The organism is Sinorhizobium sp. CCBAU 05631 (assembly GCF_002288505.1).
GTDB classification, from domain to species: domain Bacteria; phylum Pseudomonadota; class Alphaproteobacteria; order Rhizobiales; family Rhizobiaceae; genus Sinorhizobium; species Sinorhizobium fredii_C.
The window spans coordinates 3,390,866-3,405,862 of sequence record NZ_CP023063.1 but is presented as its reverse complement, the minus strand read 5'-3'; the positions used below and the strand labels follow the sequence as shown (position 1 = coordinate 3,405,862).

Below are 14,997 nucleotides of genomic sequence, written 5' to 3'. Positions count from 1 at the left end.
CAATGGATTCGGTCATCGGAGCTAGCTCATGAACGCCGCCAAGAGTATTTCATCGCGATTGGCAGGCTGGCTTCCACGCATTGTCGTCGCTCCCAGCCTGCTCGTCGTCATCGTCACGGTCTACCTGTTCATCCTTTGGACAGGCGTGATCTCTTTCACCTCCTCGAAGTTCGTGCCGGTCTACGACTTCGTGGGTCTCGAGCAATTTGTTCGGCTGTGGGCGACGCCGCGCTGGCACACCGCCGTCGCGAACCTGTTTATCTTTTCCGCCCTCTTCCTGTTGCTCTCGACTGGCATCGGCCTGGTGATGGCAATCCTCCTCGACCAGAACATCCGCTCGGAAGGGGCCTTGAGGGCGGTCTACCTCTATCCGATGGCCCTGTCGTTCATCGTCACGGGAACGGCATGGAAGTGGATCATGAATCCCGGCCTTGGCATCCAGAAGGTTGTCAACGAACTCGGCTGGACCGGCTTCACGTTCGACTGGATCACCGATCCGACTATGGCGATCTACACAGTCGTCATTGCCGGCGTCTGGCAATCCTCGGGTTTCGCCATGGCGATTTTCCTGGCCGGTTTGCGAGGAATTGACAACTCGGTGATCAAGGCCGCGCAGATCGAAGGCGCGAGTCTCCCGCTTATCTATCGGCAGATCATCATCCCGATGCTGCGGCCGGCGATGCTCAGCGTGATTGTTCTTTTGAGCTATATCGCGATCAAGAGCTTCGACCTCGTGCTGGCGCTGACCAACGGCGGCCCCGGATCTGCAACGGAACTTCCGTCGACGTTCATGTTCTCGGCGACGTTTCGCAGAAACCAGATGGGGGTCGGGGCGGCGAGCGCAATCATGATGCTCATGACCGTCGCGGCAATCATCATCCCCTATCTCTATTCCGAACTTCGGGAGCGCAACAATGGCTAACGCCCTCTCGCAGCAGACACAAATTGGTGACGCCCTCTCGCAGAAAAAACGGATGCGTCTAGGTCGTCTGTTCATCTATGGCCCGCTCGGTGTCATGGCAGTTCTCTACCTGATGCCCCTATGGGTCATGGTCGTGACATCACTCAAGCCGCTCGATGAAATCTACGGCGGCTCCTTCATCGGCCCGCCGCAGACCGTCACCCTTGACGCTTGGCGTGCAGCGTGGTCACAGGCCTGCATCGGCACGGAATGCACCGGTCTGAAGCCCTATTTCGTGAACTCGCTGCTCATGGTGATTCCGGCGGTCGTCCTTTCGACCGGCATCGGGGCCATCAACGGCTACATCCTGACGAAATGGCGGTTTCCGGGCGCGAACTTCGTCTTCGGCTTGCTGCTCTTCGGATGCTTCCTGCCGTATCAGGCGATCCTGATACCGATGGCGCGTACCCTCGGCCTGCTCGGTCTCGCGGGCAGCATTCCGGGACTTATATTCGTCCATGTCGCGTACGGCATATGCTTTACGACGCTGTTTTTCCGCAACTATTTCGTCTCGTTGCCGGACGAACTCACCAAGGCCGCCATGGTCGATGGAGCAGGCTTTTTCAGGATCTTCTGGAGCGTCATCCTGCCCACATCGATTCCGATCATCGTTGTCTCCTGCATCTGGCAATTCACGCAGATCTGGAATGACTTCCTGTTCGGCGTTTCCTTCACATCCGGTGGCAACAGCCCGATAACGGTCGCGCTGAACAACATCGTCAATGTGACGACCGGGCGCAAACAATACAACGTCGACATGGCCGCAGCCATGATCGCCGCCATCCCCACACTCTTGGTCTACATCGTCGCAGGACGCTACTTCGTCCGCGGATTGACCGCCGGCGCCGTGAAAGGCTGATCCAATGTCCACTCTTGAAATCGATCGCGTTCGCAAAACCTACGGCAACCTCGAAGTCCTCAAGGAGGTGAGCATCTCAATCGGAACGGGAGACTTCCTTGTCCTTCTCGGTCCGTCCGGATGTGGCAAGTCCACCCTTCTGAACATGATTGCCGGTCTGGAAAACATCTCAGGCGGAGAGGTCCGGATTGCCGGCAAGGTGGTGAACGAGCTGTCGCCGAAAGATCGCGACATCGCGATGGTCTTCCAGTCCTACGCGCTTTATCCGACGATGACCGTTCGACAGAACATCGAGTTCGGCATGAAGATCCGCGGCATACCGCCGGCTCACCGCGAGAAGGCCGTTCGAGCTGCCGCGGAGCTGTTGCAGATCACGCACCTTCTGGATCGCAAACCCTCGCAACTGTCGGGCGGTCAGCGCCAGCGTGTTGCGATGGGACGCGCCATCGTGCGCCAACCCAAGCTCTTCCTGTTCGATGAGCCGTTGTCGAACCTCGACGCGAAGCTCAGGGTCGACATGCGCACGGAGATAAAGCGTCTGCACGCGCGGCTCGGCACGACGATCGTCTATGTCACGCACGACCAGATCGAAGCGATGACGCTGGCGACCCGCGTCGCCGTCATGAAGGGCGGCGTGGTCCAGCAGCTCGACGAACCCCAGACGGTGTACGACCGGCCGGCGAACGTTTACGTCGCCAGGTTCGTCGGTTCGCCTGCCATGAACATCATTCCAGGCAAGATCGAAATCGAGGGCGGGTCCGCAACCGCCGTCATCGAAGTCGCGAACCGGCAGGCTGCGCGCGTTTCGGGAATCAATCTCTCCAGCCAGGCCGCGTCCAAATATGCCAACCGAAAAGTCCTCATCGGCATCCGGCCCGAAATGTTCAGCGTCGGCAATGGCCAGACCGAGGGGGCAGTCTCCGTGGACGTTGATGTGGTGGAGCCCACCGGCCCCGATACGCTCGCCGTATTCCAGCTTGGCGGTGTGGAGGTCACGGCCCGATTGCCGCCCAAGCAGGTGAGTGCACACACCCCGGCGACGCTCTCCGTCGATACTTCGAAAGTCGTTCTCTTCGATGCCGATAGCGAAGAGCTGATCAATTGACAGGATATTCCATGCAGCAGGTAGCGGACATCGTAATAATAGGATCGGGCATCGGCGGCAGCTCTCTCGCCTACAGTCTTGCGGGCTGCGGAAAACGCATCGTCATTCTCGAGCGCGGGGAGTATCTCAAGGACACGCCCGAGGCTCGGGACGACGTGGCGATTTTTCAGAAGGGCTTCTACAGGTCGACTGAAGAATGGCTCGGTACTGATGGCCAGTCGTTCCTGCCTGGCAACTACTATTATGTCGGAGGCAATTCGAAGTTCTTCGGGGCGGTGATGTACCGCTATCGGGCCGAGGACTTCGCGCCACGGCAGCATATGGACGGCAGGTCGCCTGGCTGGCCTCTGAGCTACGCCGACATGGAGCCCTGGTATGAGAGGGCCGAGGAAATCTACAGCGTCCGCGGTACGGCGGAACAGGATCCGACGGAGCCGCCCCGATCCCATCCCTACCGCTTTCCGGCTGTCCCCGATGAGCCGGCCATTGCCGCAGTACGTGACAGGTTGCGCAAGGCCGGCGTCCACCCGGCAAGCCTGCCGTTGGCGATCGATATCGAGGAATGGCTGCGACGGGCGAAGACGGGTTGGGACGCTTTCCCGAACACCGGACGTGGCAAGATCGACGCGGAGGTCGGCCCGCTGGCCAGTGCCTTGGCGCACCCGAACGTAAGTGTCATAACGGGCGCCAATGTGGTGCGGCTGGAAACGGATCGGTCCGGCACGAAGGTGACGGCCGCAGTGTTCATCAAAGACGGTAGAGAGCAACGGATCGGCGCCGACACTTTCGCGGTCGCTGCCGGCGCGGTTCAGTCCGCCGCGCTACTACTGAGGTCGGCCAATGACGCGCATCCTCGGGGTCTCGCCAACAGCTCCGATCAGCTAGGCCGCAACTTCATGAATCACAACACGACCGCGATGCTGACGATCGACCCAAGGTCTCGCAACACCGCTGTCTATCAGAAGACCTTGGCCTTCAACGATTTCTACAACAAAGACCCCGATACAGGCTTTCCGTTGGGCAATGTTCAACTCCTCGGCCACATCACCGGCAATATCCTGAAGGCCCAAACGCCGACGGTGCCCGCATGGATGGCAGGGCTAATGGCGCGCTATGCCTATGGGTGGTTCCTCACGAGCGAGGACCTGCCGAATCCCGAGAGCCGCGTCATGGTGCGGGACGGCAAGATCGTGATGCACTGGGTGCGCTCCAACATGCGGGCCCATGAAACGCTGATCAAAAGAACCCGCGACGTCATGCGCAGGGCCGGCTTTCCCATCGTGCTGACACGCACTTTCGGCCGTAAAACGACCTCACACCAGTGCGGCACGGCAAGGCTGGGCGATGACTCTCAGAGCTCTGTCGTGTCCCTCGACTGCCGGACACATGATCTCGACAATCTCTATGTCACCGATGCTTCGGTGCTGCCGACATCTGCTGCGGTCAATCCGGCTCTGACGATCGCGGCACTCGCCATCAAGGCGGGGCACGCGATCAAGGCACGGTCGTAAATTTTGACGATCGGGGAGGACCTAATGGTTGACTACATCGTCATTGGCGGCGGTTCCACCGGCTGCGTGGTTGCCTCCCGCCTGTCCGAAGATCCTGATAAGTCGGTCGTCCTTTTGGAAGAGGGGCCGCGAGACATAAATCCTTACATTCACATACCTGGCGCCTACTACAAGACCGCACAAGGCTCTTTGCTGAAGCGCATGCCATGGATCCCGAGGCCGGAACAGGGTCGATCCGAGGACCCGACAATGGTGCAGGCAAGCGTTCTCGGGGGAGGGAGCTCCGTCAACGCCATGATTTATATCAGGGGCGTTCCCTCCGACTACGATCGATGGGTCGAGCTCGGCGCGACGGGTTGGAGCTACAGTGATGTTCTTCCCTATTTCCTGAAGGCCGAGGATAACAACCGGTTCTGCAATGAGAGCCACGCGGTTGGCGGTCCGCTGGGCGTTTCGGATATCGAATATATTCATCCCTTGACGCGAGCATGGCTGCTGGCCTGTCAGCAGGCGGGTCTTCCCTACAATCCGGACTTCAATTCGGGCAACCAAGCGGGCTGCGGCCTGTATCAGATCACCGCGAGGAACGGCAGGCGGAGCAGCGCTGCGGTCGCGTACATCGGGCCGGCGCGAAAGAGACGTAACTTGCGGGTCGAGACCGGCGCCCGCGTCACGCGCGTGATCATCGAAAAGGGAAGGGCAGTCGGCGTCGAATACGTGAAACGGGGGCGAACCCAGGTCTTGCGCGCCGACCGGGAGGTCATCCTATCGGCCGGAGCCATAAACTCCCCGAAGCTGCTGATGTTGTCCGGCATTGGGCCGGCTGAGCATCTCCAGAAGCACGGCATCAAAGTGCACGCCGATCTTCCCGGTGTCGGCCAGAACCTCCAGGATCACATCGAGATATCCCTGATTTACCAGCTTACCGGGCCCCACAGCTACGACAAATATAAAAAGCCGCATTGGAAGGCGCTCGCAGGCCTGAACTATCTTCTGTTCAGGGGAGGGCCAGCGTCATCAAACCTGATCGAAGGTGGTGCCTTCTGGTGGGGTAACAGAGATGAGCCGGTTCCGGACATTCAATACTTCATGGTCGTGGGCGCCGGAATCGAGGAAGGGGTGGACGCCGTGCCAGGAGGGAACGGTTGCACGATCAATCTGGGACAGATACGTCCCCGATCGCGAGGCCACGTAGGCCTCAACAGCGCCAATCCGGTAGAGCCCCCTCGTATCGCTCCAAATTACTTCGCCGAGTCGTCTGACTTGGATGCTTTGGCGGACGGCACCATGTTCGCCATGGACATCATGGATCAGCCGGCGATCCGTCGGTATCTTGCCGGCCGGCATGTTCCCGCTTCCGCTTCTTCCCGTCAGGAGATCCGAGACTTCTGCCAACACGAGGCTCACGCCGCGTTGCATCCGGCCGGGACCTGTCGGGTCGGGCAGGATGAGAAGGCAGTCGTCGATCCGCAGCTTCGGGTTCGCGGCGTCTCGAGTCTTCGGGTGGCGGATGCTTCGATCATGCCCACGCTCATCTCCGGAAATCCCAACGCGGTGTGCATCATGATCGGCGAGAAGGCTGCCGATCATCTGAAGGAGTCGGTTTAGGGACGTAGTGCGCCGGTCCCGGCGGCATCGATGACGGCGCTGGGCGCGGGCCTTGAGTAGGTGCCGATAACTTAGATCACTTTTCGCGGGAGCACGGAATGACGATTGAGCGTGATGCACGGGCGGTTTTTCTTCCGGCTTTCGACTCGCTGGACTTCCACGAGGTCATGGAGCCGTTCCTATTCAACGGAGGCTGCTCAATCCTGATTGGCGAAACGCGAAGCGAGTATGTCGCCAGGAAGATGTCCAAAGACCGCCTGCTGAAGGAAAGCGCGTCACTGTTTCTCGAGAAGATATCGAGGTTGAAGTCTGACAGCCCCCGCCTCATCGTTGCGGTCGATGAGGAGATGTCAGGCATTCGGCGGCTCGAGGGACTTGCGCCTCCGCTGCCTAGCCTCATCGAAGCGAGATCGCTTCCCCTTGTCGAAGTGGAGGGCAGATGCTTTGAGAACGCAAAGGCGGCCAGAGCACTGGGCGTGACGATGTACCTTGCTCCGATTGCCGATATCGTTGATGGGCAAAATCCATGGCTTGCGGGCCGCACGCTCGGTATCGACAAGGAAGAGGTCGGTCGCCTAGTTTCCGCGTATATCAGCGGAGTGCAGCGTGCCGGGGTTATCGCAACGACGAAGCACTTCCCCGGATTCAATCACCTGGACGCCGACCCAGCGCTGGTCGATGTGTCACTTCGCACCTCCCGCGAAAAAATTCTTGAGAACGCCGGGCCTTTTCATGCGGCCATCAAAGCTGGCACAAAAGCGATCATGGTGGGACCCGCACCGGTCGTCACGATAGATCCGGAAAATGCGGCATGCACATCCGAGCCAATCATCAGCATGCTACGTCGCGATTTTGGATTTGATGGTCTGATCGTTACCGATGACCTTGATGCGCCAGCTACAATGCGTCAGCGGACGTTGCTAGACACTGCGGTTGCTTCGTTGAATGCGGGCGCGGACCTGTTGCTGGTTGCCGGAGGGGCCCATCTCGAAGAGTTGTGCGCCGGTGTTGTCGAAGCAGTGAGGAACGGAGAACTTGCCGAAGACCGGCTTGCCATCGCTGCCAATCGCGTCCGTTTACATGCCAGTGCTTAGAAAGTGGTACCCGATGGTCAATGGCTAGAGGAGGCATAGCTAAGGCTGGAACTCCTACAAATCATACTCGCTCTGCATGGTACGCGACTTGTTGGTCGCCTCAGCGGCGGCAAAAGGTTTGCGAAGCTCTGCGGCGCAGAGTTTGGAGCACCGGCAGGATTTTGTTTCCTCTTGGGCCATCGCCCGGCAACTCTTCGCGCGACATCGCGCCATTCTCTCCTCCAAGCGCGAATACCTCCGCAGCGTGATCGAACTCGCCAACAAGGTTGCTCGCAAGGAGCGTGATCGAGCAGTCCCGGATGCGATCCGAGCCGACGACGATGCTCAGGCCCTGTTCGGGCTACTGGAAGGCCGGCTTTCGGGTCACGGAGGGACCATTATCTCGGCCGATGAAGGCGCGGACATCGCCTTGGCCGTGATCGACATCATTCGGTCGCACCTCATTGTGGGAATCTGGTCAAATGAGGTGGCTCAGAACAACCTGCGCAACGCGATCGACGACTACTTCTTCGACATCCTACGTGTCACGATGCAGATCGAACTCCCCATCGAACAGCTAGATGATCTGGAACAACGGATCCTATGAACTCCTGGACCGCGTGCTCCCTGATTGGGAGCGCCGCAAGCAGCGCCTTGAGTGCATTATGGCCTGAGTGCCTCCGCTCTCCATTCTGCCGGCGGTATGCGACGCTTTGGTCTGAGCTCTGGATGCCAACCGGACACCCCAGATGTCTCTTTCACTGGCAGCAGATTCTCAGAATCTCCCACCGCCAGGCGCTTGGTTACTGAGCAGCAGGGTATTACCTGAGTGACCGCTTTTTGCTCGATCTGCGGTGCTGGCCAGCACGCCGCGACTTTCGCTCAATTCAGACGCCGAAAGGAAGGAAAAGGGAAGACACCATTCTGTGCTCGGCCGTCTTAAGACCTACGACGGCCCGAGGCCGAGCGAGGGCTTCCTTTTGGCGTGCAGCACAATTGCGTGCCATTGCGGGCCGCGATTTTGGCCCGCCGGATGTAACGGTGGTGAAAGCATTAAAACGTCGGTCCACACCCGAAATCTCGTCATCCCTGTGGGTCGCGGGTTGCTTTCCTCGATACAGCGCCCTCTACCACGTATCGTGGAGTACCATGCCGAACAGGGCGCCTGAGAGAGGTCCAAGTCGATCAGCTTCGGCTGCTTTGACCCAGGTTTTGCAGATATGCCGGCTCGCCTTCTGTGGACAATAACGCGGCCCCCCGGCCACGACGGTGACCGTGGTGAGACATCGTTTGTCCACCCTTAAGGTCGGTCCTACAGCCGATCATCATGAACAACAAGAATAGGAAAAGATCGAACCTGGTTGATGCGCCTGATGGGCGAGAAGCCCGCGCTGCCGCCGGTCCCGCATTCGATTCCTGTGCGGGAAGGACCCGCGGTACTTGGCACCGAATCGCTCACAACTCTGCGAGCATGGCCGCAGAGACGCGAGCAAATCCACACCAGCGAGGCGCTGTGGCGACTGTGTGGGCCAAGGATTGCGCGACGCTTCGAAACAAATCGTTTGTAATCTCTCTCGTCGGCGAGAGGTCCTGCCTATTGCGAGCGAGCGTTCGGCAGTCATGGAACGGTCGGCATTCCAGACATGCAAAGATGCGGCATGGTGGTTTCGAGGCGAAACGTTCTGCTTTGGGCGTCAACCATTGATTATGAGCCCACATCTTGCCGCGCATCTGCACGGCTTCGGCGGTTTACAAAAAATGCGTCGCCAGCGTCGCATTTGGCTCTTCACGCCGACTAGCGCATAGCCTCGGCGAGCGCGGCATGCGCATAACGGGCGGCAGGCCGCTACCGGACGCTCGGTCGTAGCAGCGGGCCATGTCACGTCGAGTTCGGCAGCCATCTGTCTTTTCCGGGAGGAAACGAACCGCACACCGCGCTGGAAAGCCCACCAATATAAAAGGCGGCTGCGGTCGAGGTAAGCCGTCACGCGGCACAGGCGATCTGCAGCCCCTCGGTCTCAGCCGAAACGATCCCGTCGGGCCGAGGCGACAGCCCCAACGCGCGCATCGGGACGTCAGCGGTGAAGTGGGCCGATCCTTGACGATTTCGGCAAGCCAGAAGTCGTGCTCTGCCTTCATCGCACCGCGCTCACCCTCGATCCGCTGATAGCAATGTCCAATACGATCTCACCAGGCGAACAGCTCTTGCGCTTTCGCCCATGTCTGACTTCCATTGAACAGGCGGCTGGTTGCCCGAGAATCCGTGCATGGCGTTCGCCTCGTCGTCACGGCTGCCGAAGCCAGATTTATGTCTCTCGCCGGCCCTTTCCTCGTTGCTCATCCAGGCCGAAATGATCTTTTGCCTTGAGCGTTCGCCGCAATGCGTCGCTGATCTCGATCGGCTCCTGGGAATAATCCGGAACTTGCGGCGGTGGCCTTGGTGGTGGTCGCACTCCCGACGCGCCCTGAAGCCTCGTGACCAACTGCCGAAAGCCTTCGATTATGCGCGCTCGAGTCGCTTCGTCATTGTTTACGGGAGGGCCTTCCTCCCATGCGTATCTTCGCGCTTCCTCGGCTGCCCGCCGCTCGCGCTCTCGGAACGGCTCCATCACGCGGTCGATCTCGGCGCGCAATTCCGAGGGCGTTGGCATGAAGGCATGACCGAGCGCATTCTGGTTGATCCTGCGTTCCGCCTCAAACAACGCCCATTGGCCGACGCCTTCAAGCGCCTGCATGTAAGGGCCTTTCATGAGCCTGAAATCGCTCGGTCCCCGGCATCGGTAAACCGCAAGGAGTCGGGTAAGCACGGTCAGCTTCTCAGTGTCGCTGGCCGCCCGGGATATATCCGGGCGGACTGCCGGTAGAGTCTTCGGCGTCGTCATCGAACAGTCCTTCTTGCTTCATAAAGGCATGGCGGGTTTCAGCCAGGGCTTGCTCTGCAATGTGGGGCGGGCGTTGCCGGCGCTTTGCCTCGGCGGCATCCTTCCGAGCCCAAAGCCGCCAGGCGGCATTCCAGTCGAGCTTGCGGCCGGCGGCCCCGGGTTTGGATTTCCAGTAGTCGAGGAAGTTGAGGGCGCTTCGCTGTGCTTCTTCGACCGTCATGCCCTCGGCCAGGGCTACGGAGAGATCAGGGCTGAAATTTTCCGGGAGACGGGTGCCGCGCTCGGGGGTGGCGTGCTTGCGCGCCTCCCCCTTAGTGTTCCCTTCAATGTGTTCACATACAGGGGGGGCACTGGAATCTGTCTTCCGGAGGTCCTGCGCAGATTTTCCGTTAGTCGTATCGTTCACCGGAGCCGCGTTTCCGGTGGTCGCGCCCTCAAAAAGATAGAAATTCGACTTGCCGCGTCCCTTCGGGAGCTGCCGTTCTTCGATTTTGAGCCAGCCGCAGGCGCGAAGATTGACGAGCGAGAGGCGGATCGTGCGGTCGGTCACGCCAACATCGTCGGCAATTGTTTCCTGCTTCGGAAAACAAGCGCCAGTTTCCGCGTTCATGTAGGACAACAAGCGATAGCCCACGCGAAAATCAGTTGCCGACAAGCGTGGGTCGGTCGACATGCGGTCGAGCAGATCGAGTTTCCAGGCGACGAAACGTCTCATGACGCGCCCCCGGCGCGTTCGGCGGCCTTGATCGCGGCGCCCTTGCAATCAAGCGCACGTTTCGGAAAGCCAATTAGGGCTACTTGTTCGTCTCTGGCCATTGCGCGGTTTCCGTTCTTGCTGGAAACCGCCGTCCGGTTGCGCCGGGAGTCCGACAGGACTAAATTCTGGTCGCCTCTTCAGTCCTGTTCGAGCCGCCGCGCCCCTTGGCGGCGGTTAGTCTGTCAGGCTTGTTTCCTGTGCCTTGCGCCGATCACGCTCGGCGATCCGATCACACACCCATTGCTCTACCTCGGCCTTGACGAAGGCGACGCGCTTGTCGCCCAGCGGAACCGCAGCGGGAAACAAACCAAGGGATCGCCAGCGATTGATGGCGGTGCGGCTCAGGCTGGTTAGCCTGCAGACGTCATTGAGGGAAATCAGGGTAGGTGCATCGAAAGACGGGCCACTTGGGCGGTTTGCCCTAAGTCCGGCGATCTCGTCTCTGAGATCGGCAAGTTCGCTTTCGAAGCCCAGCACAGCGGTCTCGTGATCTCGGGGCTCACAGAGTTCCCTGATCCGGCCCGCTTGCTGTCTGAGAGCTTTTTCCATTTTGCCGCTCCGGCGTTGGGAGCGGCTGGTTCGACAAAGCCACTCCGTTTGAAGTGGCTGCCGATTATCCGTGCCGAAACGCGGCCGTCGCGCGTTTTAAATTCCTCGCAATTTATTCCGCGTTTTTTATCCCGGCTAATTTTTTCCGTGTTTTTTATTCGGGCTGGTTTTTTGCGCTTTTGGGTCGGAAGCTCTGTAAAGTTTCACGACGTGATCGGCGCGGCTCTTATGAAACTCAGGCGGAACGCCTCTTTTCCGCAATAGCGCTATCGCGGCGGTAGTCGGTTTCATGCCGCCCATCACAAGGACATGAAGCTCCGCCAGCAGCGTGTCATCGGAAACGACCGGCCCTACTCCTCTCCGACGCCCTGGCCGTGCCCGGGGTTTTTTGTAGTACGGCAGATAGGGGAGTTCCTCGACGTACCGCCCGAGCGGCAACTTGCCGATCTTTTCCCAGAGCTTCCTCTGAGGGTGATCCTCAGGCATTAATTTTGCATTTTCAACGTTGCGGTGGGTCTCGTCCACGAGGCCGAGCAGCGCTTCGATCTCGCTTCTATGGTCGCGCATATAAGCGCCTAGAGAAACTAAGCCTCGGTGTACGCCTTGCAACGCGCCGATCCTGGAGCGAATCCGGGTCACATTCTTGGAAATGGATATAAGCGCCGGTCTCAATCTAGCGACCGCGACCTCGAAACCGTGCTGCATCTCCTCGAATGCTTGTTCAAAGTCGCGCGCTCGATCGCTCCGGCTCTTCCGTTCAGCCATGTGCCGCTCCTGCAACGTGCAACCGCGCAATCTTGGCATCGCCTTTTTCAGTTAGGCAGTAGCTCGCCCACGCATCCATGAGCTTCCTTCGTTTCGCCAGCGCCGAGCCGCGCCGATAGGCGAGTTCGGTGTCGTCGCCGACCTTGTGCGCCAGCGCCATTTCCGCCACGTCGCGCGGGAAGTTGGTCGCATCGCCGGCCCAGTCGCGAAACGCCGATCGGAAGCCATGCACCGTGAAAGCACTGGCATTCAGGCGGCGCATGACCATCGTCATCGCCATGTTGGAGATGGGCTTCCGAGGTGCCTGACCCGGGAAGACGAATTCGGAGAACTGCTTCTCGTGCAGCGCATTCAGAATCGCGAGCGCATGAGCGGAAAGCGGCACGACGTGTTCTTTCCCGGCCTTCATCCGCTCAGCCGGAATCGTCCATGTAGCCGCGTCGAAATCTATTTCCGACCAGCGGGCATTCAGCACCTCGCCGGAGCGCGTAGCCGTCAGGACACACAGTTCCAGTGCACGAGCGCCGAGCCCTTCCGTTTCCCGCAGCTTAGCCATGAAGGCGGGAACGTCGGCATAGGCCATCGCCGCGTGATGGCCGCGCTTCAGCTTGGTTCGTTTGCCGAGAATGTGATCGAGATGCCCTTTCCAGCGCGCCGGGTTCTCGCCATCACGCAACTTGAGGATCTTGGCGTAGTCGAGCACCTTCTCGATTCGGCCGCGCAGCCGGGAGGCAGTCTCCTGCTTGTCCTGCCACAGCGGTCGAAGCACGCGCACGACATCATCAGTGGAGACATCGGATACGGGTATCTTGCGCAGCGGTTTGGCGTAGACCTCCAAGGTCATTCGCCATTGCGCCTTGTGTTTATCATTTCGGAAGGTGTTCTCTTTTGCCGCAAGGAAATCGTCGGCACACTCGCCGAATGTCTTCGGCTTCACAGCGGCGATGCGTTCGGGCAATTCCTTGAACGGATCACCACCGCGCCCGAGAATGCACCGTATCGCTTCGGCCTTGTGTCTTGCATCTGCGAGCGAAACATGACGCGCACCGCCACCGTAGGAGCCGAGTCCCATTTCTCGGCGCCACTTGTGCCGTGTCCAAATGAACACCCACGATGCAGTGCCGCTCGCCTGCACGTGCAGCCACAGGCCATCACCGTCCCCGAGCTTGTCCGCTTTCCCGCTCTTCAGCGCAGCCTTGATCTGTGCATCGGTGAGCTTGTGGCGCGCCATTCTTTCCTAACCGTTTTCCTAATCCGTCGCGTTGGCAGCAAAGACGGTAGCGGACATTATGGTTAAAGATATTGGCGCAACATTCGGAAAAGGCAAGGGTGGGTTGCCAGTAAAGACAGCAAAATCAGTTATTTAGATGACCCCCTCTCCGCCATAAATCACGCCCAAGTTTAAACAGGTTCACCGCCGCGTCGTGCCACCGCACGCGGCCGCCACCTTGCTCCGACTCAGGGCGTCGGCAGCCCACCCCGCCCAGAGTTCCGCCGGCGGCAGCCAGATCCATCCTCCGGCCGGATCGCCGACGACCTCCGACTTGCCGGCCGCGGCGCAGGCGGCGGTCAGCAGGCAGATCCAGGCAGCGCGTCTTTCGTGGTCAGTTTCGGTGGTGATGTTCTGCAGCAAGCGGCCATTGTGCCAGCCGATGAAATCGAGGAGGCGAGCGATGACACCGGTCTCGGCCGCTTGCGCATAGAGCCAGTCGAACTTCTTGCGTTTCGCGGCTTTTGATATGGCGAAACGCTCATCGGCGAGAAGAACCCCGAGAAAGGCGTTGGGGAAGGCCTCGATGATTGCGGCGCCGGGGATGACGGCTCGGCCGATCGGTGCGGCAGCGGCCAGGTGGCCAACTTGTGCGGCGGTCTCGGCGGCGGCTTTTCTGAGCGCGAGACCGTGGCCGAAGTGACTGAGGCCCGGCTTGCAGCGTCGCTGGAAGGCGCCGCGGGTCAAGAGGCGCTCGCACAGGCGGTCGAGCCTGTCGGGGGCGTCCGGCGGCGTCAAGGGGCCGTCGATGGCGATCATTGCGAAAGACGTCGAGAGGGGGATGTGCCGCTGCCGCCGCTCCCAATCGGTGTGGGTCCTTGCGGAGCCGACGGCCTCGCCGAGGCTCCAGGCGATGCCGGTGGTCGGGCGGGACCGGGCGTAGCCGACGTCGATGCCGAGCAGCTTGTCGAAGCTCATCCTTTCCGCTCCTGTTTCCGCCCAGGCTATGCGTTTCCGCTCAGCGCCTGTTGGCGCGCAGCCATGCCTCCAAGGCGGCAATGACCGACAGTCTGAGACTGGCGCCGCGGGCGAGTGCGCCGGAAAGCGCGCGGCCCTCGGCTTCGCATCCCATCTCCTGCATCACGTCCACAGGCGTCATGCGGCGCCGGTCCATGATCGCCTTGATCTCGGCGATGGTGGAGGCAAGCAGGTAGCGGCCGCTGGCGATGGGTGTTTGCGCCGGCCGCGGATCGGAAGACGTCGGCGCAGGGGAGGTCAGTCTCGGGGCGAGTGGCCGCGCGCCTTTGGCGGCAAGCCAGATCAGGAAGGCGTCGCGCTCGGCATCCGTCGCTTTCGCCCAGGAATTCTTGAGCTTCTCGATGCGGGTGCGCTCCGGCTCGATGCCGGCGAGGACGAAGGCCTTGCGCGCCGAGCCGATCTCACCGGCGAGCAGGGCGCGATAAATGTCCGGGAAATCGGTCTTCAGCCGCTGCAGGTGGGCGTCATCGCGCCTCGTCTTCTTCGACATCATGGACCTCGACACTCGATTTCGATCGTCCTCTACCGCGCCTGAGCGGCGAGGGCGAGGAAAAACATCGGCCAGCTGGTTGGTCGGCGTCGATTGGCGAGGTTGCGGCGGACCTCAAGCTCTGCACAAGCCGGCCCTTTCATCCTGGCGCCAACAGCCGGAATGATTCGTGGCAAAGGAAGGACGATG

General features: G+C 60.3%; 14 protein-coding genes. 7 read left to right on the top strand and 7 right to left on the bottom strand.

Going from position 1 to position 14,997, the window contains the following annotated elements; genetic code table 11:
- Positions 1-28 precede the first annotated feature (28 nt).
- The 7 genes from SS05631_RS16635 to SS05631_RS16605 all read left to right on the top strand — a co-directional run bounded on the left by SS05631_RS16635 (position 29) and on the right by SS05631_RS16605 (position 7,724).
- Complete coding sequence (locus tag SS05631_RS16635) at positions 29-922, top strand: sugar ABC transporter permease (protein WP_037417853.1); 894 nt, start codon at positions 29-31, stop codon at positions 920-922.
- Between the two features lie 52 nt (positions 923-974).
- Entirely contained in the window at positions 975-1,820 is an 846-nt protein-coding gene (locus SS05631_RS16630) for a carbohydrate ABC transporter permease (RefSeq protein WP_210160753.1), read from the top strand.
- Positions 1,821-1,824: 4 nt separating this feature from the next.
- Entirely contained in the window at positions 1,825-2,925 is a 1,101-nt protein-coding gene (gene ugpC, locus SS05631_RS16625) for a sn-glycerol-3-phosphate ABC transporter ATP-binding protein UgpC (RefSeq protein ID WP_037417848.1), read from the top strand.
- A gap of 11 nt (positions 2,926-2,936) precedes the next feature.
- Positions 2,937-4,436, top strand: a complete 1,500-nt coding sequence (locus tag SS05631_RS16620; protein WP_037417843.1) for a GMC family oxidoreductase — start codon at positions 2,937-2,939, stop codon at positions 4,434-4,436.
- A gap of 24 nt (positions 4,437-4,460) precedes the next feature.
- Positions 4,461-6,044 carry a GMC family oxidoreductase N-terminal domain-containing protein gene (locus SS05631_RS16615; RefSeq protein ID WP_037417835.1) on the top strand — a complete coding sequence of 528 codons (1,584 nt, stop codon included), beginning with the start codon at positions 4,461-4,463 and terminating at the stop codon, positions 6,042-6,044.
- A 98-nt stretch (positions 6,045-6,142) separates the two neighbouring features.
- The gene (locus SS05631_RS16610; protein WP_037417832.1) at positions 6,143-7,138 is read left to right on the top strand and encodes a glycoside hydrolase family 3 N-terminal domain-containing protein; all 996 of its coding nucleotides are present in this window, start codon (positions 6,143-6,145) and stop codon (positions 7,136-7,138) included.
- An 88-nt stretch (positions 7,139-7,226) separates the two neighbouring features.
- Positions 7,227-7,724: a hypothetical protein gene (locus SS05631_RS16605; RefSeq protein ID WP_193378219.1), complete on the top strand. Its 498-nt coding sequence runs from the start codon at positions 7,227-7,229 to the stop codon at positions 7,722-7,724.
- A 1,699-nt stretch (positions 7,725-9,423) separates the two neighbouring features.
- Here SS05631_RS16605 and SS05631_RS16600 read toward each other — a convergent pair.
- The 7 genes from SS05631_RS16600 to SS05631_RS16570 all read right to left on the bottom strand — a co-directional run bounded on the left by SS05631_RS16600 (position 9,424) and on the right by SS05631_RS16570 (position 14,808).
- The gene (locus SS05631_RS16600) at positions 9,424-9,852 is read right to left on the bottom strand and encodes a hypothetical protein (RefSeq protein WP_050988241.1); all 429 of its coding nucleotides are present in this window, start codon (positions 9,850-9,852) and stop codon (positions 9,424-9,426) included.
- An 82-nt stretch (positions 9,853-9,934) separates the two neighbouring features.
- Positions 9,935-10,714 carry a helix-turn-helix domain-containing protein gene (locus tag SS05631_RS16595; protein WP_050988240.1) on the bottom strand — a complete coding sequence of 260 codons (780 nt, stop codon included), beginning with the start codon at positions 10,712-10,714 and terminating at the stop codon, positions 9,935-9,937.
- A 216-nt stretch (positions 10,715-10,930) separates the two neighbouring features.
- Complete coding sequence (locus SS05631_RS16590; protein WP_083853978.1) at positions 10,931-11,305, bottom strand: AlpA family phage regulatory protein; 375 nt, start codon at positions 11,303-11,305, stop codon at positions 10,931-10,933.
- 135 nt (positions 11,306-11,440) lie between these two features.
- Positions 11,441-12,070, bottom strand: coding sequence for a hypothetical protein (locus SS05631_RS16585; protein WP_095678017.1), 630 nt, complete (start codon positions 12,068-12,070; stop codon positions 11,441-11,443).
- On the bottom strand, positions 12,063-13,301 hold the full coding sequence (locus SS05631_RS16580; protein ID WP_050988239.1) for an integrase arm-type DNA-binding domain-containing protein: 1,239 nt from the start codon (positions 13,299-13,301) through the stop codon (positions 12,063-12,065). Before SS05631_RS16580 ends, SS05631_RS16585 begins: the two co-directional genes overlap by 8 nt.
- Positions 13,302-13,481: 180 nt before the next feature.
- Positions 13,482-14,258 carry a DUF429 domain-containing protein gene (locus tag SS05631_RS16575; protein ID WP_037417828.1) on the bottom strand — a complete coding sequence of 259 codons (777 nt, stop codon included), beginning with the start codon at positions 14,256-14,258 and terminating at the stop codon, positions 13,482-13,484.
- 40 nt (positions 14,259-14,298) lie between these two features.
- Positions 14,299-14,808, bottom strand: coding sequence for a hypothetical protein (locus tag SS05631_RS16570; RefSeq protein WP_037418153.1), 510 nt, complete (start codon positions 14,806-14,808; stop codon positions 14,299-14,301).
- Between the last annotated feature and the right edge of the window lie 189 nt (positions 14,809-14,997).

Coding starts and splice junctions, on each gene's coding strand:
- ugpC (WP_037417848.1), top strand. CDS start 1,825: ATGTCCACTCTTGAAATCGATCGCGTTCGCAAAACCTACGGCAACCTC.
- SS05631_RS16600 (WP_050988241.1), bottom strand. CDS start 9,852: ATGCAGGCGCTTGAAGGCGTCGGCCAATGGGCGTTGTTTGAGGCGGAA.
- SS05631_RS16595 (WP_050988240.1), bottom strand. CDS start 10,714: ATGAGACGTTTCGTCGCCTGGAAACTCGATCTGCTCGACCGCATGTCG.
- SS05631_RS16610 (WP_037417832.1), top strand. CDS start 6,143: ATGACGATTGAGCGTGATGCACGGGCGGTTTTTCTTCCGGCTTTCGAC.
- SS05631_RS16570 (WP_037418153.1), bottom strand. CDS start 14,808: ATGTCGAAGAAGACGAGGCGCGATGACGCCCACCTGCAGCGGCTGAAG.
- SS05631_RS16590 (WP_083853978.1), bottom strand. CDS start 11,305: ATGGAAAAAGCTCTCAGACAGCAAGCGGGCCGGATCAGGGAACTCTGT.
- SS05631_RS16580 (WP_050988239.1), bottom strand. CDS start 13,301: ATGGCGCGCCACAAGCTCACCGATGCACAGATCAAGGCTGCGCTGAAG.
- SS05631_RS16635 (WP_037417853.1), top strand. CDS start 29: ATGAACGCCGCCAAGAGTATTTCATCGCGATTGGCAGGCTGGCTTCCA.
- SS05631_RS16585 (WP_095678017.1), bottom strand. CDS start 12,070: ATGGCTGAACGGAAGAGCCGGAGCGATCGAGCGCGCGACTTTGAACAA.
- SS05631_RS16575 (WP_037417828.1), bottom strand. CDS start 14,258: ATGAGCTTCGACAAGCTGCTCGGCATCGACGTCGGCTACGCCCGGTCC.
- SS05631_RS16615 (WP_037417835.1), top strand. CDS start 4,461: ATGGTTGACTACATCGTCATTGGCGGCGGTTCCACCGGCTGCGTGGTT.
- SS05631_RS16630 (WP_210160753.1), top strand. CDS start 975: ATGCGTCTAGGTCGTCTGTTCATCTATGGCCCGCTCGGTGTCATGGCA.
- SS05631_RS16620 (WP_037417843.1), top strand. CDS start 2,937: ATGCAGCAGGTAGCGGACATCGTAATAATAGGATCGGGCATCGGCGGC.